Source organism: Nitratireductor mangrovi, from assembly GCF_007922615.2.
Classification (GTDB): Bacteria; Pseudomonadota; Alphaproteobacteria; order Rhizobiales; family Rhizobiaceae; genus Mangrovimarina; species Mangrovimarina mangrovi.
Genome location: NZ_CP042301.2, coordinates 1,787,773 through 1,811,838, shown reverse-complemented (window position 1 = coordinate 1,811,838; position 24,066 = coordinate 1,787,773). Strand labels below are relative to the sequence as shown.

The 24,066-nt window shown below is 64.8% G+C and carries 23 protein-coding genes and 1 pseudogene; 11 read left to right on the top strand and 13 right to left on the bottom strand.

What is annotated here, in order from left to right; genetic code table 11:
• Nucleotides 1-10: 10 nt before the first annotated feature.
• The 6 genes from FQ775_RS08925 to FQ775_RS08900 all read right to left on the bottom strand — a co-directional run bounded on the left by FQ775_RS08925 (nt 11) and on the right by FQ775_RS08900 (nt 4,485).
• On the bottom strand, nt 11-1,114 hold the full coding sequence (locus FQ775_RS08925; protein WP_146301567.1) for a methylenetetrahydrofolate reductase: 1,104 nt from the start codon (nt 1,112-1,114) through the stop codon (nt 11-13).
• Complete coding sequence (locus FQ775_RS08920) at nt 1,111-1,698, bottom strand: methylenetetrahydrofolate reductase C-terminal domain-containing protein (RefSeq protein ID WP_146301566.1); 588 nt, start codon at nt 1,696-1,698, stop codon at nt 1,111-1,113. The genes FQ775_RS08925 and FQ775_RS08920 overlap by 4 nt, the downstream gene beginning before the upstream one ends.
• On the bottom strand, nt 1,691-1,993 hold the full coding sequence (locus FQ775_RS08915; protein WP_146301565.1) for a virulence factor: 303 nt from the start codon (nt 1,991-1,993) through the stop codon (nt 1,691-1,693). Before FQ775_RS08915 ends, FQ775_RS08920 begins: the two co-directional genes overlap by 8 nt.
• 134 nt (nt 1,994-2,127) lie before the next feature.
• A complete protein-coding gene (locus FQ775_RS08910; protein WP_146301564.1) occupies nt 2,128-2,787 on the bottom strand; it encodes an exopolysaccharide biosynthesis protein in 660 nt (219 codons plus the stop codon).
• Between the two features lie 213 nt (nt 2,788-3,000).
• Nucleotides 3,001-3,612, bottom strand: coding sequence for a DUF1638 domain-containing protein (locus FQ775_RS08905; protein ID WP_146301563.1), 612 nt, complete (start codon nt 3,610-3,612; stop codon nt 3,001-3,003).
• Nucleotides 3,613-3,786: 174 nt separating this feature from the next.
• Entirely contained in the window at nt 3,787-4,485 is a 699-nt protein-coding gene (locus FQ775_RS08900; RefSeq protein ID WP_146301562.1) for a corrinoid protein, read from the bottom strand.
• Nucleotides 4,486-4,751: 266 nt separating this feature from the next.
• Between FQ775_RS08900 and FQ775_RS08895 the strand changes: the two genes are divergently transcribed.
• The 3 genes from FQ775_RS08895 (at nt 4,752) to FQ775_RS08885 (ending at nt 7,799) form a co-directional block, all read left to right on the top strand.
• Nucleotides 4,752-6,329 carry a trimethylamine methyltransferase family protein gene (locus tag FQ775_RS08895; protein ID WP_146301561.1) on the top strand — a complete coding sequence of 526 codons (1,578 nt, stop codon included), beginning with the start codon at nt 4,752-4,754 and terminating at the stop codon, nt 6,327-6,329.
• 172 nt (nt 6,330-6,501) lie between these two features.
• Complete coding sequence (locus tag FQ775_RS08890) at nt 6,502-7,131, top strand: LysE family translocator (RefSeq protein WP_146301560.1); 630 nt, start codon at nt 6,502-6,504, stop codon at nt 7,129-7,131.
• Nucleotides 7,128-7,799, top strand: coding sequence for a hypothetical protein (locus FQ775_RS08885; RefSeq protein ID WP_146301559.1), 672 nt, complete (start codon nt 7,128-7,130; stop codon nt 7,797-7,799). The genes FQ775_RS08890 and FQ775_RS08885 overlap by 4 nt, the downstream gene beginning before the upstream one ends.
• A 25-nt stretch (nt 7,800-7,824) precedes the next feature.
• Here FQ775_RS08885 and FQ775_RS08880 read toward each other — a convergent pair whose 3' ends face one another.
• Nucleotides 7,825-9,582: an adenylate/guanylate cyclase domain-containing protein gene (locus FQ775_RS08880; RefSeq protein ID WP_349291505.1), complete on the bottom strand. Its 1,758-nt coding sequence runs from the start codon at nt 9,580-9,582 to the stop codon at nt 7,825-7,827.
• Between the two features lie 196 nt (nt 9,583-9,778).
• Between FQ775_RS08880 and FQ775_RS08875 the strand changes: the two genes are divergently transcribed.
• Nucleotides 9,779-10,327 (top strand): sugar O-acetyltransferase, encoded by a 549-nt coding sequence (locus FQ775_RS08875; protein WP_206064854.1) that lies wholly within the window; start codon nt 9,779-9,781, stop codon nt 10,325-10,327.
• Nucleotides 10,328-10,350: 23 nt separating this feature from the next.
• Here FQ775_RS08875 and FQ775_RS08870 read toward each other — a convergent pair whose 3' ends face one another.
• Nucleotides 10,351-10,755, bottom strand: coding sequence for a hypothetical protein (locus tag FQ775_RS08870; protein WP_146301557.1), 405 nt, complete (start codon nt 10,753-10,755; stop codon nt 10,351-10,353).
• Between the two features lie 93 nt (nt 10,756-10,848).
• Between FQ775_RS08870 and FQ775_RS08865 the strand changes: the two genes are divergently transcribed.
• The 3 genes from FQ775_RS08865 (at nt 10,849) to FQ775_RS08855 (ending at nt 14,117) form a co-directional block, all read left to right on the top strand.
• On the top strand, nt 10,849-11,460 hold the full coding sequence (locus FQ775_RS08865; RefSeq protein ID WP_146301556.1) for a TetR/AcrR family transcriptional regulator: 612 nt from the start codon (nt 10,849-10,851) through the stop codon (nt 11,458-11,460).
• Nucleotides 11,461-11,533: 73 nt separating this feature from the next.
• Nucleotides 11,534-12,088 carry an RNA polymerase sigma factor gene (locus FQ775_RS08860; protein ID WP_146301555.1) on the top strand — a complete coding sequence of 185 codons (555 nt, stop codon included), beginning with the start codon at nt 11,534-11,536 and terminating at the stop codon, nt 12,086-12,088.
• 184 nt (nt 12,089-12,272) lie between these two features.
• A complete protein-coding gene (locus FQ775_RS08855) occupies nt 12,273-14,117 on the top strand; it encodes a vWA domain-containing protein (RefSeq protein WP_432420053.1) in 1,845 nt (614 codons plus the stop codon).
• Between the two features lie 148 nt (nt 14,118-14,265).
• Here the strand turns inward: FQ775_RS08855 and bmt are convergent, their stop codons facing one another.
• Nucleotides 14,266-15,282 carry a betaine--homocysteine S-methyltransferase gene (gene bmt, locus FQ775_RS08850; protein ID WP_146301553.1) on the bottom strand — a complete coding sequence of 339 codons (1,017 nt, stop codon included), beginning with the start codon at nt 15,280-15,282 and terminating at the stop codon, nt 14,266-14,268.
• 56 nt (nt 15,283-15,338) lie between these two features.
• Complete coding sequence (locus tag FQ775_RS08845) at nt 15,339-16,214, bottom strand: helix-turn-helix domain-containing protein (protein WP_146301552.1); 876 nt, start codon at nt 16,212-16,214, stop codon at nt 15,339-15,341.
• A 168-nt stretch (nt 16,215-16,382) separates the two neighbouring features.
• Here FQ775_RS08845 and FQ775_RS08840 point away from each other — a divergent pair, with 168 nt between their 5' ends.
• The 3 genes and pseudogenes from FQ775_RS08840 (at nt 16,383) to FQ775_RS24155 (ending at nt 18,728) form a co-directional block, all read left to right on the top strand.
• Nucleotides 16,383-17,393 carry a fatty acid desaturase gene (locus tag FQ775_RS08840; protein WP_146301551.1) on the top strand — a complete coding sequence of 337 codons (1,011 nt, stop codon included), beginning with the start codon at nt 16,383-16,385 and terminating at the stop codon, nt 17,391-17,393.
• Nucleotides 17,394-17,441: 48 nt separating this feature from the next.
• A pseudogene (locus FQ775_RS23930) lies at nt 17,442-18,242 on the top strand (phosphate/phosphite/phosphonate ABC transporter substrate-binding protein); the annotation flags it as partial.
• Nucleotides 18,243-18,263: 21 nt separating this feature from the next.
• Nucleotides 18,264-18,728 carry an SMI1/KNR4 family protein gene (locus tag FQ775_RS24155; protein WP_349291511.1) on the top strand — a complete coding sequence of 155 codons (465 nt, stop codon included), beginning with the start codon at nt 18,264-18,266 and terminating at the stop codon, nt 18,726-18,728.
• A gap of 27 nt (nt 18,729-18,755) precedes the next feature.
• Here the strand turns inward: FQ775_RS24155 and FQ775_RS08830 are convergent, their stop codons facing one another.
• Together FQ775_RS08830 and FQ775_RS08825 are read right to left on the bottom strand one after the other, a co-directional pair.
• Nucleotides 18,756-20,123 carry a M24 family metallopeptidase gene (locus tag FQ775_RS08830; protein ID WP_146301549.1) on the bottom strand — a complete coding sequence of 456 codons (1,368 nt, stop codon included), beginning with the start codon at nt 20,121-20,123 and terminating at the stop codon, nt 18,756-18,758.
• Nucleotides 20,124-20,235: 112 nt separating this feature from the next.
• Nucleotides 20,236-21,048, bottom strand: coding sequence for a nitroreductase family protein (locus FQ775_RS08825; RefSeq protein WP_167812860.1), 813 nt, complete (start codon nt 21,046-21,048; stop codon nt 20,236-20,238).
• 27 nt (nt 21,049-21,075) lie between these two features.
• Here FQ775_RS08825 and FQ775_RS08820 point away from each other — a divergent pair, with 27 nt between their 5' ends.
• Nucleotides 21,076-21,441, top strand: coding sequence for a hypothetical protein (locus FQ775_RS08820; protein WP_167812858.1), 366 nt, complete (start codon nt 21,076-21,078; stop codon nt 21,439-21,441).
• A 22-nt stretch (nt 21,442-21,463) separates the two neighbouring features.
• On the opposite strand, the gene FQ775_RS08815 is transcribed toward FQ775_RS08820, so the two are convergent.
• Nucleotides 21,464-24,037: a GcvT family protein gene (locus tag FQ775_RS08815; protein WP_146301547.1), complete on the bottom strand. Its 2,574-nt coding sequence runs from the start codon at nt 24,035-24,037 to the stop codon at nt 21,464-21,466.
• Nucleotides 24,038-24,066: the final 29 nt, after the last annotated feature.

Genomic DNA, 24,066 nt, shown 5'->3' with positions numbered 1-24,066 from the left:
GTGGAGCCGCTCAATTGGCGGCTTCCTTGACGATCTGTTGCGGCGTTTCGGTGGTTTCGTCGTGCAGGATGTGGTCAAGCCGTTCGGCAACCATGGCGTCGTCGATGCGGGCCTCGCGCTTCCAGGGCTTGCGGCCCTTCAGCACGCCGGATTCGTGGACGATCTCGGCCACGAACTCCTCCTGCCGGTAGGCCATGACATGGATGCCGGAGACGCCTTCGATCTCCTTGACCTCGTTGATGATGTCGATGCAGATCCGCTTGCCTTCCTTCTTCTGCTCGGCCGCGCCTTCGAGGCGCTCGATGATCGCGTCGGGAATATGCACGCCAGGAACGTTGGAGCGCATCCAGCGCGCGGTGCGGGCCGAGGCGAGGGGACCGACGCCGCACATGACGAACACCTTGTCGAGCAGGCCGAGATCGCGGACCTTCTTCATGTATTCGCGGAACAGCGGCACGTCGTAGCAATACTGGCTCTGCACGAACTGGGCGCCGGCGGCGACTTTCTTGGCGAGCCGATGCGGACGGAACTCGTGCGGTGGCGCGAAGGGGTTGATCGCCGCTCCGAGGAAAACCGCGGGCGGCGTCGTCAGCTTGCGCCCCGACAGGAACTTTGCCTCGTCGCGCATCGTTCGGATGGTCTCAAGCAGCGACATGCAGTCGAGGTCGAACACGGGCTTGGCGCCGGGCTGGTCGCCCGCCTGCACACCGTCGCCCGTCAGGCAAAGGATATTGCCGACGCCCATGGCGGAGGCGCCAAGCACGTCGCCCTGAATGGCGATGCGGTTCCGGTCGCGGCAGGAAATCTGGAGGATCGGCGCGTAGCCCATGCGGGTCAGCAGCGCGCAGATGCCGACCGAGGACATGTGGCAGTTGGCGCCCGAGGCGTCGACCGCGTTGATGCCATCGACCCAGCCGTCGAAGATCGCCGCGCGCTCGTAGACATCCTGCGGATTGGCGCTGTCGGGCGGGTTGAGCTCCGCGGTGACGGCGAATTCGCCACGACGCAGAACGCGTTCGAGGCGCCCGCGCGAGGAATGGCCGGGCAGGGCATCCAGTGGCAGGTCGACGCCGGCCGGGTTTTCGTCGACCTGATGGGGGCGCTGGCCGCTCATGCCGCTTCATCCTGACGCTTGTGCTCGCGCTCGGCGGCGGCCAGTGCCGTGACGCGCAGCCAGGCCGAAGTCTCGCGCAAGGACTGATCGACCGGCTTCTGGACATTCTTGATGGCATCGCCGCCACGCATCAGCCGCGAGCCTTCCCACGCCTTGACCCACACGCAGGGCATGTCGGGCTCGACCTCGCAGTGGCCGTTGGCGCGCACCCCGCCGCAAGGGCCGTTGCGGAGCTGTTTCGGGCAGTTCATGGGGCACGACATGCCGGTCGAGGACAGCACGCACTGACCGCACATGCGGCAGTCGAACAGCAGGCCCTTGACCCGCTTTTCGACAAATTTGACCGGCGCTTCGGCGCGCTGGTAGCCGATCGTCTTCCAGACCGGGTGCAGGCGCAGGAACAGGTCCGCGAAGAGGTTGTATAGCCGTTCGAGGAAGCGCGCGTGGCGCACCGACCAGAGGCGGATCGAATAGCGGCGCTGCACCCGCCGCTGCGGCGAGACGTCGGCCGGACGATAATCGAGCCGTGCCGCAGCGCGCTTCACGCGGGTGGCGAGCGTGACCCTGCCGGAGGTGTCAGCCATTGGCATGCCCTCCTTGCTTCGCCAGAGCGACGAGGCGATCCTTGTCGAAGGCTTGCTCTATCTCGGCGACGGCCTTGTCCGCCTCGCTTTCGATATCGTCGCCGACAGGGATCGGGTCGGCCTTGCGCCATTCTTCGAGATAGCTGTCCGAATCGTGGGAGTCCGAGCGCATCGCTGCCATGTCGATGGCCGCGATGAAGCGTTCCGACAGTTCACGCTTGGCGTTCTTGCGCCCCTTGCGCACGATCACCTGAGCCGGGATATCCCGCCAGTAGACGACGATCAGATCGGCCATCGGCCGGACTCCTCAATGGAATTGGCCGAGCATTGCCGCAACGCCGAACGTGCTGCTTGTTATGAGACGACGCGCGGGCATTCAAATGCGACGTCGCGCCTAGACCAGAGCTCACAGCCGCGATGGGGCGTGAACTACCAGCCTGTCATGCCGGAATGCGCCCAGATCAGGTGCAGCACGGCGCCTGCGGAAGCGATGACGACCGCAATCACTATGAGCGAGACAATGCCGACCCCGACGCCGATGGCGAACAGGATGCCGTCGCGTTCGGAAAGGGCGAGCCCGATCAGCGCGGTAGCAAAGGCCGGCAGCCAGTTGCCGAGCGGAATCGGTAGTACCACCGCGATTGCCAGGATGAGTGCGACGATGCCGATGATCCGGTCGCCCTTCTGGCGCCAGAAGGGCCAGTAGCGTGGCCGGATCAGCCTTTCGAGCCACATCAGGCGCGGCGCCAGGCGCTCGGTGAGGTGGGCGAACTGCTCGGCGCTCAGCGATTTGCGCATCAGGAAGGCCGGAAGCCATGCCGTCTTGCGACCGAGCACCATCTGGGCCGAGACGATGATCAGCGGTGCGCCGAGGACGATCGAGGCTCCGGGCGGCAGCGGGATCAGATTGAACGCGGCGAAGAAAACCAGCAGCGCGGCAAAGGAGCGGTCGCCGAGGGCGTCGCGAATAGCTTCGATCGTCACCCGATCCTTGGCGTCGGCCGAAAGCCGCGTGAAGACCTCGGATAGCCGTCGCGGGCGCCGTCGACCGATCGGCCGGGGAACGGCCATGTCGCTTGCTGTGTCCATCTCACGCCCTTGATCCGCGTACCGTGACGCGGCGTCCCGACCCCTGCGCGTACGCATATCTTGCCCCGCCGACAGTTAACCCATTGTGACGCCGGGACAACAGCAGGGAGATGGCGGTTTCCAAGGTTGGCAGCAAGAACGCGGCACCGATGCGTGGCGGATACCTATTTCGTAGGCGCCGATTCCGGCGCTTTCGAGATCGGACGGCGGCGCTCAGGCGTTTTCGAGTGCGGCGACCAGATCGCCGTAACCGGTCGCGCGGCGTTCATAGGCAAGGCCGAGCATCGCAGCCGCCTGCTCGGCCACGCGGTCCAATGCCGGATCGTCGGTCTGGGCCAGATAGATGAGTTTTTCGTAATTGCCGAAGAAGTCCCTGGCCAGTTCAGGATGGCGGTCGAGGCCGAGCGGTTTCATGAAGAAGGTTTCGAAATGCCGGCAGAGGAAGTCGGTCATGTAGAACGACGTCATGTCGGCGTCGCCGCGCTCCTCGAACGCGGTCAGCCCCTGGTAGAAGGCGAAGCAGTGCGGCCCTGCAATACGCTCGACGCCATGCCGTTCGCAGACGCGGTCGAGCAGGCCGCCGGTGCCGCAATCGGCATAGCCGACGAAGATGTGGCGATAGCCGTCGGCCTTCGCTTCGGTGATCGCCTTGTCCATCGCGGCGGGGATGCGGTCAGGATGATAGTGCAGTTCGGCAGGCAGGCAGGTGAGTTCGAGCTGGTCAAGGCCGAGTTGGTCCTTCACCGCCAGCACTTCGCGCGCAATCATCCCGCAGCCGATGACGAGCAGGCGGTCGGCAACCGGGATTTGGGTGTTCGCGCTCATCCTGCTACGATCCCGGGCTCCGCGACAAAGGTGGATGCCATGAAAAAGCTCATCGCCTCGCTGGCCGTTGTAGTAGCGCTTGCCGGAATGACGCCATCGCTCAGCGGCTGCGCTTCGCCCGAATATGCAGATGGCGGCGGCGATTGAACGACCGCGTCTTGCCAATCAGCCCGGTCACGCCGAGGCGCGGATGTTGTGCTTGCGCTTGACCAGGTCCTTGGCAGTTTCGACCGTGACGGCGGCGTCGCGGCAATAGGCGTCGGCGCCGATCGCCTTGCCGAAATCCTCGTTGAGCGGAGCTCCGCCAACCAGCACGATAAATTCGTCGCGGATGCCCTTTTCCTTCATGGCGTCAATCACGACCTTCATGTAGGGCATGGTGGTGGTCAGGAGCGCCGACATGCCGAGAATGTCGGGCTGCTCGGTTTCCAGCGCCTCGAGATATTTTTCGACCGGATTGTTGATGCCGAGATCGACGACGTCGAAGCCCGCGCCTTCCATCATCATGCCGACGAGGTTCTTGCCGATGTCGTGGATGTCGCCCTTGACGGTGCCGATCACCATCTTGCCCTGTTTGGGCGCGCCGGTGGCTGCGAGCAACGGGCGCAAGATCGCCATGCCGGCCTTCATCGCGTTGGCCGAGAGGAGCACCTCGGGCACGAACAGAATGCCGTCGCGGAAATCCTCGCCGACGATGCGCATGCCCTCGACGAGCGCCTCGGTCAGCACCTTGTAGGGCGCCCAGCCGCGGTCGAGCAGGATCCGCGTGCCTTCCTCGATCTCCTCCTTCAGGCCGTCATAGAGGTCGTCGTGCATCTGCTGCACGAGTTCTTCGTCGTCGAGTTCGGAGAGGATGATTTCGTCGTCGGACATCGGCGGCTCCCTGCGCGCGAGCTAACGGGGAAAAGACCCCGAGCCTTCGTCCCCATGTGTATTCGGCGAGAGGTCGTGCGGAATAGCCGATTTGCGACGTTCGCCAATACGAAAACGACTGAATTCTCGGGGTGATTTCTGTCGATTTTGCGACAGGCTTTGGCGTTTGCGGGATGGTTCGGCGAAGGCCCATGAATACGATCCGGACAAAGGATCGGAAGGCTGCTTCGCCACCCGATCCGCAACCTTTTTCGGGAAGATATCCGATGGTCGAGAACCTGGCAGTCGAACAGGAGGCCGGCACCCCAAGGCGTGGGCGCAGCGATCGCGGAGGCGGCGCCTCGGCGCGCCGCGCGGCGCGCTCGGGTGGTGGCCCCGGCACCCAGCAGGCCTATATCCGCCGCAAGATCAGGCCCTACGAGGTGCTTAACGAGGAGGGCCTCGCCCTGATCGAGGCCAATGCCGATCAGGTTCTGGAAGAAATCGGCATCGAGTTCCGTGACGACGCGGAGGCGCTGAAGCTTTGGCGTGACGCCGGCGCCGAGGTGAAGGGCGAGCGGGTGCATTTTCCCAAGGGGCTGTGCCGCGAACTTCTGAAGACCGCACCGGCGACCTTCACACAGCATGCACGCAATCCCGGCCGCTCCGTGGAGATCGGCGGCGATGCCACGGTATTTGCGCCGGTCTACGGGCCGCCCTTCGTGCGCGATCTCGACGGCAACCGCCGCTACGCCACGATCGAAGATTTCCGCAATTTCGTGAAGCTCGCCTATCTGGCGCCGTCGATCCATCATTCCGGCGGCACGGTTTGCGAGCCGGTCGACGTGCCGGTCAACAAGCGCCATCTCGACATGGTGCTTTCGCACATGACGCTGTCCGACAAGCCCTTCATGGGTTCGGTCACGGCGCCCGAGCGGGCCGAAGACACCGTCGAGATGTGCAAGATCCTGTTCGGCGCCGAATTCGTCGAGCAGAACACGGTCGTCATCAACCTGATCAACGCCAATTCGCCGATGGTGTTCGACGAGACCATGCTCGGTGCGGCAAAGGTCTACGCACGCAACAATCAGGCAACCATCATCACGCCGTTCATCCTGGCCGGCGCGATGAGCCCGGTGACGGTTGCCGGCACGCTGACGCAGGTGCTGGCCGAGGTGATGGCGGGCGCGGCGTTCACGCAGCTGGTGCGCCCTGGTGCGCCGGTGGTGTTCGGCACCTTCGCTTCGTCGATCTCGATGCAGTCCGGCGCGCCGACCTTCGGCACGCCGGAGCCGTCGCTGGTCTCCTACGGCGCCGCTCAACTGGCGCGTCGGCTCGGCCTGCCATTCCGGACCGGCGGCTCGCTGTGCGCCTCCAAGATTCCCGATGCGCAGGCCGCCTATGAGAGCGCCAACACGCTCAATGCGACGCTTCTGGCAGGCACGAATTTCGTGCTGCATTCGGCCGGTTGGCTCGAGGGCGGGCTGGCGTCGTGCTACGAGAAGTTCGTCATGGATGTCGACCAGCTCGGCATGGCGCAGAAGCTTGCCGTCGGCGTCGACCTTTCGGAGAACGGGCAGGCGATGGACGCCATCCGCGAGGTCGGGCCGGGCAGCCACTATCTCGGCTGCGCCCATACCCAGGCGAATTTCCAGACCGCTTTCTATCGCTCGTCGATCGCCGACAACAATTCCTTCGAGCAGTGGCAGGCGGAAGGCGAGAAGACCGCGCCCCAGCGCGCCAATGGCCTGGCGCGGCGCTGGCTGGAAAATTACGAGGCGCCGACGCTCGATCCGGGCGTGCATGACGGGCTCAAGGACTATGTGGCCAAGAAGAAGGAGTCGATGCCCGACGCCTTCACGTGAAAGAAGCCCGAAGACGGCCGGGCTAAAGTGGCCGACATCATCCACAAGGAAGTCTGGCGCTCGACGGTGCGGGGGCCAGACCAGGGGTGAGCTATCACGACCGTGCTTATTGCAAGCGGGCGGACGTGGTGGTTGACTTGTTCGAGTAGCCGCATTTCGAGGCCCGTGCCCCATGGAACCCGCCGTCCTGCTCGTCACCGTGTTCGCCATCTTCATCCCGGCGCTGATCCTGCCGGGCCCCGATTTCGTCGCCGTGGTGCGTTCGTCGATGACGCGCGGCACAGCGGCGGGGCTGATGACGACGCTCGGCGTGACTCTCGGGCTCGGAATGTATGCCACGCTCAGTCTGGTCGGGCTGTCGGCCGTCCTCGTCGAGTTCGAATGGCTGGCCTGGGCGGTCAGGGCAGTGGGCGGCGCCTATCTGATCTATCTCGGCATCAGGCTGGTGCTCGCGAAACCGGAAACGATCGAGATCGATGATGAAAAAGGCTCGCGCGGGAATTCGCTGCTGTTCGGGTTCCTGGTCACGCTGACCAATCCCAAGGCCGTGGTGTTGTTTGCCAGCGTCTTCGCCACCTCGGTGACCGCCGAAACGCCCGGGTGGCTGATGGCGACAATGGTGGCGCTGGTCATGGCGAGCTCGGCTCTATGGTACGCCTTCGTCAGCCTGTGCATGTCGTCGGCCCCGGTGATCCGGTCATTCGGGCGCGCCCGCCACTGGATCGAGCGCGCCGCGGGCGTCTGCTTCGTGGCGATCGGCGGCAAGATCCTGGCCGACAGCCGCAATCCGATCACGCCTTGAACCTCGATCAACTGGCCGAGGCGCTCGCCGAGCATGGGCTGTCATTGCGCGGCGGTTTCGACTTCGGGACTGACGACGATACTCCGCCGGGGCCGTCCGGCAGGGGCGCGCGTTCGATCGTTCTGGTCGGCAATGCCGGCGGGGCGTTCTGGCCGCATTTTTCGCGCTGGCGCGCGGCGCTGCCGGCCGATCTTGCCGATCCTCTCGATAGCTGGTGTCAGGACGTCATCGGCGCGGTAGCGCCGACGTTTTCGGCCCGCGCGGTGTTTCCCTCCGACAGGCCTTTCCTGCCGTTCCAGCGCTGGGCAATGCGCGCCGAAGGACTGCGGCCGTCGCCGCTGGGTGTCCTCATCCATCCCGCGTTCGGGCTCTGGCATGCCTATCGCGGTGCGCTGCTTTTCGACGAAGCCATCCCCTTGGATCCGGTTCGCGCATCGAATCATCCATGCGATGCATGTATCGGAAAACCCTGCCTTTCCGCCTGTCCGGCAGGAGCGGTCAAGGAAGAGCGCTACGACCATGACGCTTGCCGGAGCCATGTGCGCTCGGCGAGCGGCCCGTCATGCCGGACGAAGGGCTGCCTCGCGCGGCAGGCCTGCCCAGTCGGCGCGGCGTGGCGTTACGGCGAGGAACAGCAGGCTTTCCACATGGCGGCGTTCGTGCGGTGAGTGCCACCGCGCGCGGCGCGGAGCCTCAGCGTGGCAAGCCGGCCTTTTGCAGGCCCTCCAGGAAGCGGGTCCAGTCGGAAGGATCCTTGTAGGGCAACACGCGCTGCTTCTGCTCGAGCGAATAGTCCGGATTGACGGCGAGCATGTCGTCCCAGGCGCGTTGCGCGTCCTCCGGCCGATCGAGATGACCATAGGATGACGCCAGGAAGGCGCGCGACAGATCCGTGTTGGGTTGCCGTGCGATCCGCTCACGGAACTCGCGGACCGCGCCCTCGTAGTCGCCCATCATGAAACGGGCATGGCCGAGGAAGTGGGTCCACATGCTCGGGTAGCGCGGATCGAGCCGCATCGCCTTTTCCATGTTTGCCACGGCGGCAGCCGGCTCGTGCAGATAGGTCAGCATGTTGCAGCGGGTGGCAAGCAATTCGGCGTCGTTCGGCGCCAGTTCCGTCGCGCGGGCCAGCTCGTCCCACGCACCGTCGAGATCGCGCTTCCACAACCGCGCGACGGCATAGGCTCGCCGGGCCAGCGGATCGACCGGGCCAAGCTTGACGGCCGTTCTGGCGCGTTCATTGGCATAGTCAAGCGACGCCTCGGGATCGTCCGACCAAGCGTTGGTGTAGGCCATGATATGGGCGAAGGCCAGGCCGACATTGGGGGCGACAAATTGCGGATCGAGTTCGCGCGCACGCTCGAACATGGCCATTGCTTCTTCGGCGCAGCCGCGATCGGCGGTCGCCATGAGCTTTTCGCGAGCACGCAAGGCGAGATCGTAGGCGTCGACATTGGCCGACGGCGTCGTGCCCAGGCGGTCGCGTTCCAGGAGGTCGAGCCGAAGCTTCAACTCGCCCACAATAGACAGCGTGATCTCGTCCTGGATGGCGAAGATATCCTCAAGAACCCGGTCGTAGCGCTCGGCCCAGACATGGCCGCCGGTGCGACCGTCGATGAGCTGCGCGGTGATGCGCACGCGGTTGCCGGCCTTGCGCACCGATCCTTCAAGCACGTGTCGCACGCCAAGTTCGCGGGCGACCTGCTTCACGTCGACAGCGCGGCCCTTGTAGGTGAACGAGGAGTTGCGGGCGATCACCAACAGTTCTGAGATCTTGGACAGATCGGTGATGATGTCCTCCGTGATGCCGTCGGAAAAATAGTCCTGCTCGGCATCGCCGCTCATATTGTCGAACGGCAGGACCGCGATCGAAGGCACGTCGGTGATCATCAGGCGGCCGTCTCCAGACTGTTTTTGCGCCGCGCCCTTGGGTTTCACCGCGTAGGTTCGTACCGGCTCGGATATGTTCTTGACTTCCCGCAGGCCACGATCCTCGAAGTCGAGGTCGAGCTTGTGGCGGACCTGGTCGTAGACGGAGGCGGAGATGCAGACGCCGCCCGTCTCGGCAATGCCCTCCAGGCGCGCAGCGACGTTGACGCCGTCACCAAGCAGGTCGTCGCCTTCAATGACGACGTCGCCGACATTGATGCCGATCCTGAGCTGAAGGGTTTCTTCCGGCGCTTCCGCCTTGCGGGCGACGAGGCCGGTCTGGACGTCGACCGCATATTGCACGGCGTCGACGGCGCTCGGAAACTCCGCCAGCAGCCCGTCGCCGGTCGACTTCACAAGGCGGCCGCCATACTCGGACAGCTTGGGGTCGAGCACGTCGCCACGCAGCCGCGACAGGCGGGCGAGCGTTGCCGCCTCGTCGGCGCGCATCAAGCGGCTGTAGCCGACCACGTCCGCGACGAGGATGGCGGCGAGCCTGCGTTGAACGCGAAGCTGGTTCACGCCGGAGGCCTTTCCATGGCTGGGCTTTCTCCGATAGTTAGCGACCGATCGGGCCTGAGTCCATTGAGCCGATTGGGGAGGGGCGCCCACGCGACAAGGCGGGAAGCCCACCGGTGATGACGTGAATCGGCCCGCAGCGGCTGCAGGGCCTATGTGGTCCTGATGGAGCATTTTCTCAAGAGCGGGAACAAGACTGGTGACACGCTGCGAACGTGAAAAGATGGCGGCCGGGGAATGGTATTGCTGTATCGACCCGGAGTTGGACCGGCTGCGCGAAACGGTGCGGGCGGCGGTTCACGCCCACAATACCATGCCGCCCGCTGAGCGCGGGCCGATGGCTCCCGAGCTTGCCGTACTGTTCGGCGCGTTGGGGCAGGGTGCGTTCATCGAGGCGCCCTTCCATTGCGCTTATGGCTTCAACCTGTTTCTCGGCGACGGCGTCTATTTCAACGCCGGCTGCGCGGTGCTCGACACGGCACCCGTCAGGGTTGGCGCCGGCAGCATGTTCGGACCGGCGGTCCAGATCTACTGCGCCGACCATCATCGTGATCCGGCATTGCGCGCCAAGGGGCTTGAGCGCGCGCTGGCGGTGACCATCGGACGTGACGTCTGGGTCGGCGGCGGCGCGATCATCCTGCCGGGTATCACCATCGGCGATCGCGCCCTCGTCGGCGCCGGTTCGGTGGTGACGAAGGATGTCGCGGCCGACGCCATCGTGGCGGGCAACCCGGCGCGGCCTCGGTAGACATTGCACTGGCTCCCAACGCATCAACGCGACGAGTGGCCGGCCGGATGTGCGTTGGCGGCGAGTGGCGACAGCCTGACGAGCCGCCAGGCGATGACGCCGACCGCGACTTCGGCGGTCAGCACCGCAGGCCATATCTCGGGGATCGCCGCGTCGAACCATTTGTGAGGCCCGTAGGAAACGAGCGCGGCCAACGCGGCCAGTGCCGAAAGCGCGGCGCCGCCTCGCGTTCGCTCGGCGCCGAGCATCATCGCAGCCGCTGCCACAGCGATTGCCGCGGCAAGGAATGGCGCCATCGCGAAGGGTGCGACCGCGAGCGGCGGATGCGGCGGCGTACGGGCGAACAATGCCGCAAGCATCACGAGTTGCAGGATAATCAGCACCAGCAGCGATGCGGTGGCGGGGTTCGCGGGACGGGTCTCGGTCATCGATTTTGCCTCCAGTTTTCGTATTGTTCTGTACGCTTTTACATTTCCGTAAACTTGTGTACTGTAAATGTCAACTGATTTGCGGAGACCAAATTGCGCGCGGAACGGCAGGAAGAACGGCAGCGTCAGATCGAGGCGGCTGCCTACGAGGTGCTGGCGGAAAAGGGCTACAAGGCGACGTCGATGCTGGTGATCGCCAAGCACGCGGCTGCCTCCAACGAAACGCTCTATCGCTGGTACGGCAACAAGCAGGCGCTGTTCGCCTCGCTGGTGCGCCGCAAGGCCCAGGCCGCGCGGACGCATCTCGAAAGGAGTGCGTCGGGTAACGCCGACCCTATCGAAGTGCTGAGAGGACTCGCGCCGATGTTGCTGGAAACGGTGACCAGCGACCGGGCCGTCGCGCTGAACCGGGCGGCCGTCGGTGACGTTCACGAAACCGCCACGCTGGGCGCCACCATCGCGGAAGGCGGGCGCGATGCGATCCTGCCTTTGCTGGCCGGGCTGATCGAGGCCGGCAGGAAGGCAGGCGCGCTCGACTGCGACGATCATGAAGAGGCGGCGGAGACCTTTATCGGCTTGCTGATCGGCGATCTGCAGATCAGGCGGGCGATCGGGGTGCTGCCGTCGCTTGAGGGTCAGGAGATCGCTGCAAGAGCCGAGCGCGCCATCAGGCTCTTCCTCAGGCTCTACGGCTCGCGCCGCTGACTGCCGAAAAAAGTTCCGGCCCGACCCAAGGAATGCGAAAGTCGCGGCGTCTCAGGGACAAAAGAAGGCGCTGATGCTGGCCGGCACGGAAAAGGATGAAGAGCGACTTGTGGCGCGCGCACGTCAAGGCGACCGCGAGGCCTTCGCGCGCCTTGTCGAGCGGCACTACGACTTCATCCACCGGGTGGCGTGGCGCTGGTGCGGCCGCCAGACGGACGCCGAGGATATCGCCCAGGAGGTGTGTATGCGGCTGGCGCGCGCTCTTCGGGACTTTCGCGGCGAAGGCCGGTTGCGGACCTGGCTTTATACGCTGACGCTGAACGCGGCGCGGGATCACGGACGAAAAACCGCTCGCGAAAAGGCCAAGACAGAGGCCTATGCCGTACAGGCCCTGACCGAGGGCGGTCCGACGGCGGAAGCCGAGGACGAGGCCGGGGCGCTCTGGGAAGCGGTTCGGCAATTGCCGACCAAGCAATGCCAGGCCGTGCTCCTCGTTTATGGCGAGGAACTCAGCCACGAGGAAGCCTCGGAGGTGATGGGATGCGCGGAGGCAACCGTCTCCTGGCACATCCACGAGGCAAAGAAGCGGCTCAAGGTCCTGATGAAGGACGGAGCCCGGGAAAACTGACATGGCCAAGGACGAACTGGACATCCTGCGAAAGGCACGCGTTCCGGCGCCGAGCGAGGAAGCGCGCGAACGCGCGGTTTTAGCCGCGCTGTCGGTCTTCGACGAAAATTTTTCGAGCCGGCCCCAAGGATCGGCTGCTCAGCAACGTCAAAGCTCCGGAACAAGAAACTTCTGGAGCCGGATCATGAACCACAAGCTGCTTTCCTCGTCCGCCATCGCCAGCCTTCTGGTGTTGCCGGTGGCTGGATACACGACCTTTTACCTGCTCAATGAACAGCCGCTGGGCCCTGGCCTGGGCGGTGGTGTGCTGAGCACCGGCGCGGGCGGCGAGGGCAGCGCCGAAAGCGACGGTGCGGGCGAGGTCAAGCGCGAACTGGCGCTCGAGTCGGCGCCGAGGCCGGAACCGAAACGGCAGCAAGAAGCCGAGGAGCCGGCCGCGGACATGGCCGTGTCGCAGCCTGCGGCGCCGATTGGCCAACTCACCAAACACCGCGACATGCGCGGCGCCGACGGCTTCAACGCGCCGCGGATCGCCGCCAGCCCGCCGCCGGCCACCGGCGTGATGCCGCCCGACCTGATGCCGGTGCCGGAAGAAAACCGCGACCGGCTCGAGGTTTTCGACACCAATCCGGTGAAGTCGGCGCTGGAAAGCCCGGTCTCCACCTTCTCGATCGATGTCGATACGGCGTCCTATGCCTTCGTGCGTTCTTCGCTGAAGCGGGGCGTGCTGCCGCAGGCCGATACGGTGCGCGTCGAGGAAATGGTCAACTACTTCCCCTATGACTGGCAGGGGCCCGAGAACGCCGAGACGCCGTTCAACTCGACCATCACCGTCATGCCGACGCCCTGGAACGACCACACCAAGCTGATGCATGTGGCGATCAAGGGTTACGATGTTGCGCCGGCCGAAAACCCGAAGTCGAACCTGGTGTTCCTGGTCGACACTTCGGGCTCGATGAACCAGCCCGACAAGCTGCCGCTGCTGAAGTCGGCCTTCCGGCTGCTGGTCGAGCGCATGGGCGCGGACGACACCATCTCGATCGTGGCCTATGCCGGAAGTGCCGGCACGGTGCTGGAGCCGACCAAAGGCTCGGAGAAAGCAAAGATCCTGGCTGCGCTCGACAAGCTCGGCGCCGGCGGGTCGACTGCCGGCGAAGCCGGCCTGCGCCAGGCCTATCGCCTTGCCGAGGAAAGCTTCGTGGAAGGCGGCGTCAACCGGGTCATGCTGGCGACCGACGGCGACTTCAATGTCGGCCAGACCTCGGACGAGGACCTGAAGCGGCTGATCGAATCCAAGCGCGAATCCGGCGTCTTCCTGTCGGTGTTCGGCTTCGGCCGCGGCAATTACAACGACCAGATGATGCAGACGATCGCCCAGAACGGCAACGGCACGGCGGCTTATATCGACACGCTCGCCGAGGCCGAAAAGACGCTGGTCCAGGAGGCGAGTTCGACGCTGTTTCCGATTGCCAAGGATGTGAAGATCCAGGTCGAGTTCAATCCCGAGGCGGTCGCCGAATACAGGCTGATCGGTTACGAGACCCGGGCGCTGAAGCGCGAGGACTTCAACAATGATCGCGTCGACGCCGGAGACATCGGCTCAGGCCATTCGGTCACGGCGATCTACGAGATCACGCCGAAGGGCAGCCCGGCGCAGGTGATCGACGATCTGCGCTATGGCGAGGCCAAGACGGACAACGCCGCCGGCATCGCCCACGCCGACGAATATGCCTTCGTGAAGATCCGCTACAAGCTGCCGGATGAGGACGTCTCGAAGCTGATCGAGACCCCGGTGACGGCCGCCGAGGAGATTGCGAGCTTCGGTCAGGCCAGCGACGACCAGCGCTTCTCGGTCGCCGTCGCCGCCTTCGGCCAGAAGCTGCGCGACACCGACCAGACGGCCGGCCTCGACTATGAGCGGATCATGGAAATCGCCACCGCCGCGCGCGGCGCCGACCCGTTCGGCTACCGTGCGGAGTTCCTCCAGCTCGTGCGCCTGGCCTCGGCGCTCGACGCCTCCAAGCGGTGAGGGCGATCGGGGCGGCCGGGCGATTTCCGCGACCGCGCGGGAAACGTGCCGCCGTCCCTTTGGGCGGGTGAGGCAGGCCGGCAGGACCTCGTTCCTGCCGGCCTTTTTCACGAAAGCGGGCCTGACGTTGCGGACACGACCGAGCGGTTCAGCCCCTTGCGCGGCGGCGTTCGCGCCGGGGCGGCGCGCTGGCGGCGCCGCTCTCACTGGCGATCTTGTTGCGCATCGGGCCGATACGCTCGATCACGGTCTCGAGCGCGGGGCGGGCGCCCTTGTGATGCGCATCGAGCGCCAAGCGCATCGCGTTCAGATGTTCGAAGGACGTGCCGCAGCAACCGCCGATAATCCTGGCGCCACCGTCGACGGCGAGCCTGACATATTCCGCCATCAGTTCCGGGGTGCCGGAATAGTGGATCTCGGTGCCACGGAATTCCGGAATCCCGCAATTGCCCTTGACGATGACGGTCGCGGCCGGGGCGGCCTCGGTCATGTCGAACAGCGAGGCGAGGATGTCGGACGCGCCGACGCCGCAATTGGCACCGACACCGAGCGGTGCTGCGGCCAGACCGTCGGTGACGGCGTGGATGTCCTTCGGCGCCAGCCCCATCATGGTACGGCCGGCGGTGTCGAAGGAGGCGGTGAAGGTGTAGGGCAGGCCGACACGGATCGCCGCCTCGGCGGCCGCGCGAATTTCTTCCGGCGAGGACATGGTTTCGATCCAGGCGACCTCGGCGCCGCCGGCCTTCAGCCCTTCGATCTGCTCGGCGAACGCTTCGACGGCATCGTCGTAGGTCAGCGCACCCAGCGGCTGCAACAGCTCCCCGGTCGGGCCGACCGAGCCGGCGACGACGACCTTGCGGTCCGCGCTGGCGGCCACGTCGCAAGCGATCTCGGCCGCAAGCCGGTTAAGCTCGAAGACACGGTCCTGGGCGTCGTGCAGCTTAAGTCGGTGGCGGGTGCCGCCGAAGGAATTGGTGAGAATGATGTCGGCCCCGGCATCGACAAAGCCCTGATGAAGCGCGGCGATCTTTTCCGGGGCAGTCTCGTTCCAGAGCTCCGGCGCCTCGCCGGAAACGAGCCCCATGTCGAAGAGATTGGTGCCGGTGGCGCCGTCGGCAAGAAGCACGCCCTTTTCGGCGAGAAGGGCGTCGATCGGATTCAGCATCGGTGGGGGCTTTCGCGTAAGAAGATCTTGCATAACGATATAAAGAAATCTTTATATCACGTCAATCGATCGAGATGCGGCGAGAAACCGGAACTCGACCTCTTTGCCAACTCAGCGGCGTAGGCTGCCGATTCGTGCGGATTGATGACGGCAGCGCGGATCAGATTGTCGAAATGACGGGTCAGCGTCTGGATCGCCGAGGTGGCGTTCAGGACCAGATACATGTCTCCGGCGAAGATTGCGGCGCGATAGGGTCCGAAGATCGTGTAGGGGATCGAATAACGCGCCAGCCCGTCATAGAGAAACAGGCGGAAGGCGGGGTAGAGTTCGTCCAGAAGCCGGGCCATGTGTTCGAGCTGAGCGCGGCGCGAGCGCTCGGGGAATTCGCGCCAAACACCCATGCCGGCGGCGAAGATGTCGAGCATGTGGCGTGGCATGCACACCTCCATGTCGGTCTCCGGGCGGCGGGTGTAGTCGATGCGGTACTGGGTTTCGTCGTACTGGCTTTCGCGGCTGCGGCTGGTGATGTTGGCCTCGTATTCGATCAGCGCGTCGGTGCGCAGGAGATCGGGCAGGCCGGCAGGCACGTAGCGGATCTTGGTTCCGGCTGCCTCGGCGTGCCATTTGGCGAGGAGCGTGCGATCAAAGCCGCCGCCGCTTTCCTCGATCTCGAAGGTCTCACGGATTTCGCCGGTCAGGCCTTCGTCCTGGCTGAGGCCAAGAAGCCAGTCGAGCGAGACGCGATAGCGCTCGGCGATGTTCATCAGCGTTTCGGCGCGCGGCAGCCGGGTGGTGGCTCCCGAGAGGAGCTGCGAGAGCGCGGAACGGTCGATGCCAACGCTCGACGCAAAGGCTGATTGATTGGCGCCGGAACGCTGCAGCAGCGCCTTGAGGCGCTCGCGGAACTGTCCGGAGAGGTCGCGCTTGTCCATCGATGACCCTTTCGCTGCCGGCTGTGATGATTACAATAGTAAACGGTAGCGTATGAAGGTGCGCGAAATCAACGCTTCGTGCGCGTTCTCGCATTGAGCAAAACGCCTGCTGCTGACAAGCTTGTGTCAGGAATCAGTCGATTCCGCAGCAAAGGCACATTGACAAGGATGACCAGGCAACACTCCCGCGGCGGCATCGGCCCCGTGGAATGGCCCACAGTGGGGCTGATTTTCATCTGCTACGGAAGCTGGTTGGCAGCCGGCTTCTACCTGTGGCCGCTTTATCCAGCCTTCGCCATTGTTGTGCTGGGTGTCATCCTCGCCCTGCAATCCTCATTGATGCACGAGGCCTCGCACGGCCATCCGACGCGCAATGCTCGTCTCAACGAGGCCCTGGTAGCGCTGCCGGTCGGGCTCGTGTGGCCGTTCCGGCGTTTCAAGGCCATTCATTTGCGGCACCATGCCGACGAACGCCTCACCGACCCGTTCGACGATCCCGAGAGCTACTACCGGGCGCTTTGGAAGCACGAGGCGCTGCCGCCGGCGATGAAGTTTCTGCTTGGCGCCAACAACACCATGCTCGGCCGGTTGCTCATCAATCCCTGGCTCGGCAGCATCGGCTTCTTCATCGCCGATATCCGGCTGATGGCGGCGGGCGAACGCTCGGTCCGAAAGGCATGGCTCCTGCATGCGGCGGGGCTGGCCGCGGTCATTCCTGTCGTGGTGCTGGTTTTCGACATGCCGCTCTGGCTCTACGTCGTCGGTCCGGTCTGGATCGGGCAGGCGCTGATCTCGATTCGCACCTATGCCGAGCACCAGTGGTCGGAACGACCCGACGGTCGCACCATCATCGTGGAACGGTCACCGCTGGCGTTGCTGTTCCTCAACAACAATTTGCATCTTGTGCATCACAAGCTGCCCAACGCCCCGTGGTACCGTTTGCCGGGACTGTTTGCCGAACGGCGCGCCGAGTGGGTCGCGCGCAACGACGGTTATGTCTATCCGAACTACCTGGCCCTGTTTCGCGCCTTTGCGCTCAAGGCCAAGGAGCCGGTCGTGCATCCCGCATTGCGTCGTGCGCCCGAGCCCGGTCGCGCTTTCCGCCCCCGTGTGCGCAGCCACGGCGTCGGCAATCTCGGCGGCACCGTGCCGGTGCCGGCAAGGCCGCCGAAAGACTGAGGCGGCGGCCCGCTTGCTCATTACCCGCCCGGGCCGGCATAAGGCTGCATGAGTTCGTTCGTCGCCGCACTGCCCATGTATGACTGGCCCGAAGTGCGGGCCGAGACCGACGCGCAGTGGGCCGCGATCCGCGACCGGCTCGTCGCGGCAGGCATCGATGCGCCGGTCGTGCTGGCTCGCCGCAACGCCGACCTGCCGGCGGTTCCCGGCGGCATCCGTGATGCGCACGGCGCGGTGATTGCGCCCGATCCGGCGACACTACCGCCGGATGAATTCGACTTCGCGACGCTGTGGCGGCATCCGGCACTGCTTTTCGGCCAGACCTGCTGGGGGCCGATGCAGGAAACCGGGCTCTCAAAGGAAGTGGCCGTCGTCGGTCAACCCGATTATGCGCCATACAAGGGCGGCCGTGGCACGTCCTATTCCAGCGCGCTGCTGATGCGGCGGGGGTCAGCCAGCGCCTGGGGCAATCGCGGCGCGCCCCGCCCGCCGGACGGCAGGCCCGTGCTACCGGTTGAAATTCTGAAAGGGCGGCGTCTGGCCTTCAACGAGCCGCATTCGATGTCCGGCATGATTGCGCTGCGGCAGGATCTCGAGGCCGCCGGGCAAGATATCGGCGTGTTTTCGGCGCTCGTCGAGACGGGGGCTCACCGGCTCTCGATCCGAGCGGTCGCAGAGGGCCGGGCCGACATCGCCGCGATAGACTGCCGGACCTGGTCGCTGGCGCAGCGTTTTGAGCCAGCAGCGCGGGAGGTCGCGGTGGTTGGGTGGACCGGATTTCGGCCGGGACTTCCCTATATCTCGTCGAGGGTAGTGGCAGACCTTCACGAAGCGATCCGGAACGCGATACAGGACCGGCCGGACGCGCGTTTGCTGCGCCGGAAGCTGATCGAGGGCGGAATCGCATCCCCGGACGAAATACGCGGTTGCACCCAGGCGGAAATCCGACAGATCGAGGATCGCTACGGCCCGCTGCCGGACGCGTACAAGGAAATTCTGCGTCTCATCGGCCACGGCGCCGGTCGGCTCGTCGACCGCATGGAGTTCTGGATCTACGCCGATCGGCTCGACGAGGTGAATCGCCACGGCCGAAGCGCGATGCAGGATTTCGAAGCTGACGGCGTGTCACTGCCGGAGACGGGACCCGTATTCTTCATTTCGGCGCGGCAGGGCGACTATCCGACATTCATCCCGGCTAGCGAGGGTTCGGACGCTGCCGTGTTCATGATGAACGGAGACCGGAACACCGTTGAGCGTATCCATGATTCGGTATGGGACTGGATCATGGAATTCGTTCGAGACGCGGAATATTTTATCGGCAAAGGCCTGCGGTAGAATGCGAGGCACTTTTTTCCTATTGCGCTAGCCCAGCCGCTCGTCGAGCGGGTAGGCGGACAACTGCTCGCAGCCCGTTTCCGTAATCAGAACCTGCTGTTCGAGCTTGACGCCTTCATGGCCGCCGAGACGGCCGGTGTAGCTTTCCACGCACAACACCATGCCCGGCAGAAGCACGTCGTCGGCCGGAATGTCGGGCTCCACATCCTGCGGATAGGGGATGGTCGGGTACTCGTCGCAAAGCCCAGCGCCGTGATAGAGGCAGCCATAGCGGTTGGGCAGGCAGTCCTCGGGAAGCAGCTTCGCGGTTTCCCAGAGTTCCCGGAAACTCATTCCGGGTTTCAGCAGCGCGGTGTTGTGCGCGACCTGATCTGCGGCAATGCCGTAGAGCGTGCGTTGTTCGCCATCTGGCAACCCGTCACCGGCCAGCCATGTACGCGAGATGTCGGCGCAAAAGCCGTAGGGCCCGATGAGGTCAGTGTCGAAGGCGACGAGGTCGCCAGCCTCGATGACGCGCGACGACGACTCCTGGAACCAGGGATTGGTACGGGGACCGGAGGCCAGCAGCCGGGTTTCGATCCATTCGCCGCCGCGCACGATGTTGCCATGGTGCAGCAGCGCCCAGAGATCGTTCTCGCTCATCCCGGGCCGCAGACCCGCCTCCATTTCACCCATGGCGCGCTCGCAGGCGGTGATCGCGCGGCGCATGCACAGGATTTCGTCGGGCGACTTGACGGACCGCGCCCGCTCGATGACCTGCTGGCCGTCATGCACCGAGATACCGCGGGCGACCAGCGCGGCGTAGGCGTCCGGCTGCAGCAGATCGAAGGCGATGCGGCGGTTCGTGCCGCATTCGGTGCGCACAAGGTCGGCGACCTCGTCGGCCCAGCGGCCGATGCGCTCGGTGATCAGGTCCCCGCCATACATGAAGATCGTCGAAAGGCATGGGCGCACCTCGTCGACCACCCCGGAATGGTCGGAAAGATGTTCGCTGTGGTGGTAGTCGTAGAGGATCACCCGGCCATTGGCGCCGACAAAGCAGAAGCGGGTGGCATTGTGCGTCACCCAGAGCTGCATGTTGGTGCTGTCGGTGGCGTAGCGGATATTGACGGGATCGTAGACAATCAGGCCGGCATAGTCGTGCCGGGCAAGCTCGGCGCGGATACGCTCGAGGCGGTATCGGCGCATGGCGCCAAGGTCGGGATCGGGAATGCCGGCGGCCGCCCATTCGGCCTCGGCCAGCGCGCCGTAGCCAAGTACGTGCTGGTTGAGCAAGCCTGCCTTTTCACGTGAGGCCTTGAGCAGTGCGGCTTCGTCGCGTGGGTCCGCGAGGTCGGGCAGGAACGGCATGATCTTGCGATGGCGGCCGAAGCCGGCTTTGGGGTCTGTGTCCATGGCGCCTCCGTTCAAGCGAGACTGGAGGCATTCCACAGGGGCGACAACGCACAAAGCCGACACGGACTTGCGGGATTCGGACGCGCCGGCGAGCACGTGCCGCTCGACCGGCTCAGTCGATCTTGGAGGCGTCCTTGTACATGACGCGGTGGCGCTGGTTGTGGATCCAGTCGTCCAGTTCGGCGTCGCTCATGTGATGTCCGGGATCGAAGCGGTTCCAGTTGGTGATCGCATCGAGGTCGCGCCGCCAGCGCTTGTAAGGCGTCTTGGCCGGCGGTCCGAAGGCCATGATGTCGAGGATAGACAGTTCCTCCGGAATGCCGAGGCGCGGTTTCATCGCCTCCTGCGCCGCCTCCTGGCCGATCGCGGTGACCCACCAGACATTGTAGCCGAGGGCTGCGGCGGCGAGGTGCGCGGACATGGTGGCGGCGGCAACCGACTGCAACAGGATGCGCTCGGCGTTTTCCCTGTACATGCGGTTCAGGTCGGATTCGTCGTCCCTGAGCACGGGGAAGGCGTTTACCCAGCGAAAATCGGTGGCAACGACGATCAGGCCGGGCGCGGTCTCGAGCCCGCGATAGTCGGGCGTCGGGAACTTCATCTTCAGCTTGGCGCGGCGGCGCTGTTCCTCGACGAAATAGCCCGAAATCTCGGCCTTCAGCGCCTTGTCGGTGACGACGATGAAATGCCAAGGCTGCGAGTTGGCGCCGGACGGCGCGTGGCGTGCAGCCTCCAGGATCAGCTCGAAATGCTCGCGAGGCACCTCGAAATCGGGATCGAAGGCGCGCACGGTGACGCGGTTCGTCACCACCTGCATCAGGACGTCGTAGCGTTCGCGCGAACCGATCGGCGGCAGGTCGACGGCGGCCTCGGCCTCGGCAAGATTGACCGCCGGTGCGTGCAAAGATGTTGTATGATTGGCCATGCGGGTTCCTCCCTGTGGCCTGTGAGAGTGGCCGCAGGCGACCCGCGGATCAAGCTGGCATCTCCGGGCGGCCGGATTGCCGGCCGCATGCGAAGGGAGGTCCTCATGTCGCATGTCCTCAAAATGCCGTTTCTCGCCGCAGCAGTGCTTACGATGATGCTCGTGCCCGGTCGGGCTGGCGCGGCGTCCGAAAATTCGGTGCCGATGACGGTGGTCGTGTTCAAAGGCGAGCGTCCGGTGCCGCCCGCGGCCGGAACGCCGCTGGTGCCTGTCGCAGGCGCCGAATGCCCGACAGGCAGCGGCGCGTATTGCTCGGACGAACTGCCTTATTGCTGCCCCGGCGTGAGCGTCGATCCCTATTGCGCCAAGAACGTCAACGGCTGCACGAAGTAGGCGTACCGAAAGGGGCGCTGCTCTATGAGCGCATCTTTTCGCCGGTCGGGTCGAACAATGGCTCGACATTGATGCGTGCCGGGCGGCGGTGGCCGAGGATCTCGATCTCGAAGAGCCCGTCTGTTTCGTTCTCGGCCAGTTCGACCGGCACGTATCCCTGCGCCATCGATTTGCCGACATGGTGCGCGTAGCCGCCGGAGGTCACCCAGCCGACCACGCTCCAGTCGCCGTCGCGGATGCCCCGCACGCTCGAGGCACCGTCCGCCGCCGCCGAACCGCGCACCTCCTTGCCGTCCCGTCCAAACCGCGGAGCGCCATAGCCGTGCGGCTTTTCCACGGTGCCGAAATCGCGGCCGTCGACCCTGGCCCAGATCGGCTCGTCGCCCATCACGTCGGCGTCGAGCGCGTCAACGACCATCGACACCCGCCTCAGTTTCGGCCCGTTGGCGTGTTCGGCTGCTGCCGCCTCGCGCCCGATGAAATCGTTCTTCTCGAGCTTGACGAAACGCTCCATCGCGCCCTCGAACGGGCCGTAGATCGGCCGGAGCTCGCGAAACCAGGTCGGGAAGTTCTTTTCGAGCCGCATCGACAGCAGCGCCCGCATGCCGAAATCGACGATGCCGAATTCCTCGCCGGCCTGCTTGATCCCCTCATAGACCAACCGTTCATAGGCTGGCTGCATCCAGATCTCGTAGCCTAGATCGCCGGTGTAGGTGATGCGGTTGACCATGCACGGCGCGCCGGCGACCGCCATCTCGCGGAAATCCATGAAGCGGAACGCCTTGGACGAGACGTCGGCATCGACCAGTTTCTGAAGCAGCTTTTGTGATTTCGGGCCGGCGATCGACAGTCCGACGAGGGTCTGGTCGAAACGATGGATACGGACGGTACCGTCATTCGGCAGGTGTTTTTCGAACCAGCGCATATGGTACTTCGCGGCCGCGGACGAACCCCAGATCATGAAGCGGTCCTCCGCGGCCTTCGCGATCGTGAAGTCGCCGATCAGCTTGCCGAACTCGTTGAGCATCGGGGTCAGCACGATGCGCCCGGCCCGCGGCATGCGATTGGTCATCAGCCGGTTGAGGAAATCTTCCGAACCGGACCCGCTGACTTCGTATTTCGCGAAATTGGCGATCTCGGTCACGCCGACCGATTCGCGCGTCCTGCGCACCTCGTTGCCGACGTGGTCGAAATCGTTGGAGCGGTGGAAGGAGACGATGTCCTTTGCCTCGCTTCCTTCGGGCGCGAACCAGAGTGGCGTTTCGAGGCCCCAGCTGTCGCCCATCACCGCGTTCTGCGCGACCATGGTGTCGTAGAGCGGCGTCGTCTGGGCCGGTCGCGCCGCCGGCAGTTCCTCGTTGGGAAAGCGGATCGAGAAACGGCGCGAATAGTTCTCGCGCACCTTGGCATTGGTGTAGCGCAGGCTCGCCCATTCGCCGAAGCGGGCGACATCCATGCCCCAGACGTCGAAGCCGGGATCGCCATTGACCATCCAGTTTGAGAGCGCGAGGCCGACGCCGCCGCCCTGGCTGAAGCCGGCCATGACTGCGCAGGCACACCAGAAATTGGTCAGCCCCTGCACGGGGCCGACCAGCGGGTTGCCGTCCGGCGCGAAAGTGAAAGGACCGTTGATCACCTGCTTGATGCCGGCATTGGCTATGCCAGGGAAGTGCCTGAAGCCGATCTCAAGTGACGGCGCGATGCGGTCGAGGTCCGGCTGCAGCAATTCGTGGCCGAAATCCCAAGGTGTCTCGCGCGGCGACCACGGCTTGCACGCCTTCTCGTAGGTTCCGAGCAGAATGCCGTTGCGTTCCTGGCGGGTATAGATCTCCCCCTTGAAATCCAGCACCCCGACCATCTCGCGGCCGGTTTCCCGATTGAAGGCCTCGACTTCCGGCATCGGCTCGGTCAGCAGATACATATGCTCCATGGCGAGCAGCGGCAGTTCGACGCCGACCATGCGACCGACCTCTCGCGCCCACAGGCCGCCGCAATTGACGACATGCTCGCAGCGCACCGTGCCCTGCTCGGTGACGACGTTCCAGGTCCCGTCGGCTTCCTGGGTGAGTTCGACGACCCGGTTGCGCAGGACGATTTCGGCGCCGAGCTTGCGGGCCGCCTTTGCGTAGGCGTGGGTGGTGCCCGAGGGATCGAGATGGCCTTCGACGGGGTCCCACATGGCGCCGACGAAATGGCTCTCGTCCATGAAGGGGAACATCGCCTTGGCTTCGGAAGGCGTGATCAGTTCGGTGTCCATGCCGAGATAGCGGCCCTTGGCGTGGGCGAGCCTGAGGAAATCCATGCGCTCGGGGCTGTCGGCCATCATCACGCCGCCGGTCAGGTGAAGCGAGCATGACTGGCCCGAAAGCTCCTCCAGCTCCCTGTAGAGCTGCACCGTGTAGGCCTGCAGCTTGGCGACGTTGGGATCGCCATTGAGCGTATGGAAGCCGCCCGCGGCATGCCATGACGATCCCGACGTGAGCTCCGATCGCTCGATCAGAACAATGTCGGTCCAGCCTGCCCGGGCGAGGTGATAGAGCACCGAACAGCCGACGACGCCGCCACCGATCACAACCACTTTTGCATGGGATTTCATGCGCTTGTACCCGTTTCTGTCAGATCTGA

What these genes read in the sequence shown, in the direction of transcription:
- bmt (WP_146301553.1), bottom strand. Translation starts at nt 15,282, where the DNA reads ATGCTGAATCCGATCGACGCCCTTCTCGCCGAAAAGGGCGTGCTTCTT.
- FQ775_RS08840 (WP_146301551.1), top strand. Translation starts at nt 16,383, where the DNA reads ATGACCAGGCAACACTCCCGCGGCGGCATCGGCCCCGTGGAATGGCCC.
- FQ775_RS08860 (WP_146301555.1), top strand. Translation starts at nt 11,534, where the DNA reads ATGCTGGCCGGCACGGAAAAGGATGAAGAGCGACTTGTGGCGCGCGCA.
- FQ775_RS08845 (WP_146301552.1), bottom strand. Translation starts at nt 16,214, where the DNA reads ATGGACAAGCGCGACCTCTCCGGACAGTTCCGCGAGCGCCTCAAGGCG.
- FQ775_RS08830 (WP_146301549.1), bottom strand. Translation starts at nt 20,123, where the DNA reads ATGGACACAGACCCCAAAGCCGGCTTCGGCCGCCATCGCAAGATCATG.
- FQ775_RS08905 (WP_146301563.1), bottom strand. Translation starts at nt 3,612, where the DNA reads ATGAGCGCGAACACCCAAATCCCGGTTGCCGACCGCCTGCTCGTCATC.
- FQ775_RS08910 (WP_146301564.1), bottom strand. Translation starts at nt 2,787, where the DNA reads ATGGACACAGCAAGCGACATGGCCGTTCCCCGGCCGATCGGTCGACGG.
- FQ775_RS08915 (WP_146301565.1), bottom strand. Translation starts at nt 1,993, where the DNA reads ATGGCCGATCTGATCGTCGTCTACTGGCGGGATATCCCGGCTCAGGTG.
- FQ775_RS08815 (WP_146301547.1), bottom strand. Translation starts at nt 24,037, where the DNA reads ATGAAATCCCATGCAAAAGTGGTTGTGATCGGTGGCGGCGTCGTCGGC.
- FQ775_RS08855 (WP_432420053.1), top strand. Translation starts at nt 12,273, where the DNA reads ATGAACCACAAGCTGCTTTCCTCGTCCGCCATCGCCAGCCTTCTGGTG.
- FQ775_RS08870 (WP_146301557.1), bottom strand. Translation starts at nt 10,755, where the DNA reads ATGACCGAGACCCGTCCCGCGAACCCCGCCACCGCATCGCTGCTGGTG.
- FQ775_RS08825 (WP_167812860.1), bottom strand. Translation starts at nt 21,048, where the DNA reads ATGGCCAATCATACAACATCTTTGCACGCACCGGCGGTCAATCTTGCC.
- FQ775_RS08920 (WP_146301566.1), bottom strand. Translation starts at nt 1,698, where the DNA reads ATGGCTGACACCTCCGGCAGGGTCACGCTCGCCACCCGCGTGAAGCGC.
- FQ775_RS08890 (WP_146301560.1), top strand. Translation starts at nt 6,502, where the DNA reads ATGGAACCCGCCGTCCTGCTCGTCACCGTGTTCGCCATCTTCATCCCG.
- FQ775_RS08895 (WP_146301561.1), top strand. Translation starts at nt 4,752, where the DNA reads ATGGTCGAGAACCTGGCAGTCGAACAGGAGGCCGGCACCCCAAGGCGT.
- FQ775_RS08900 (WP_146301562.1), bottom strand. Translation starts at nt 4,485, where the DNA reads ATGTCCGACGACGAAATCATCCTCTCCGAACTCGACGACGAAGAACTC.
- FQ775_RS08925 (WP_146301567.1), bottom strand. Translation starts at nt 1,114, where the DNA reads ATGAGCGGCCAGCGCCCCCATCAGGTCGACGAAAACCCGGCCGGCGTC.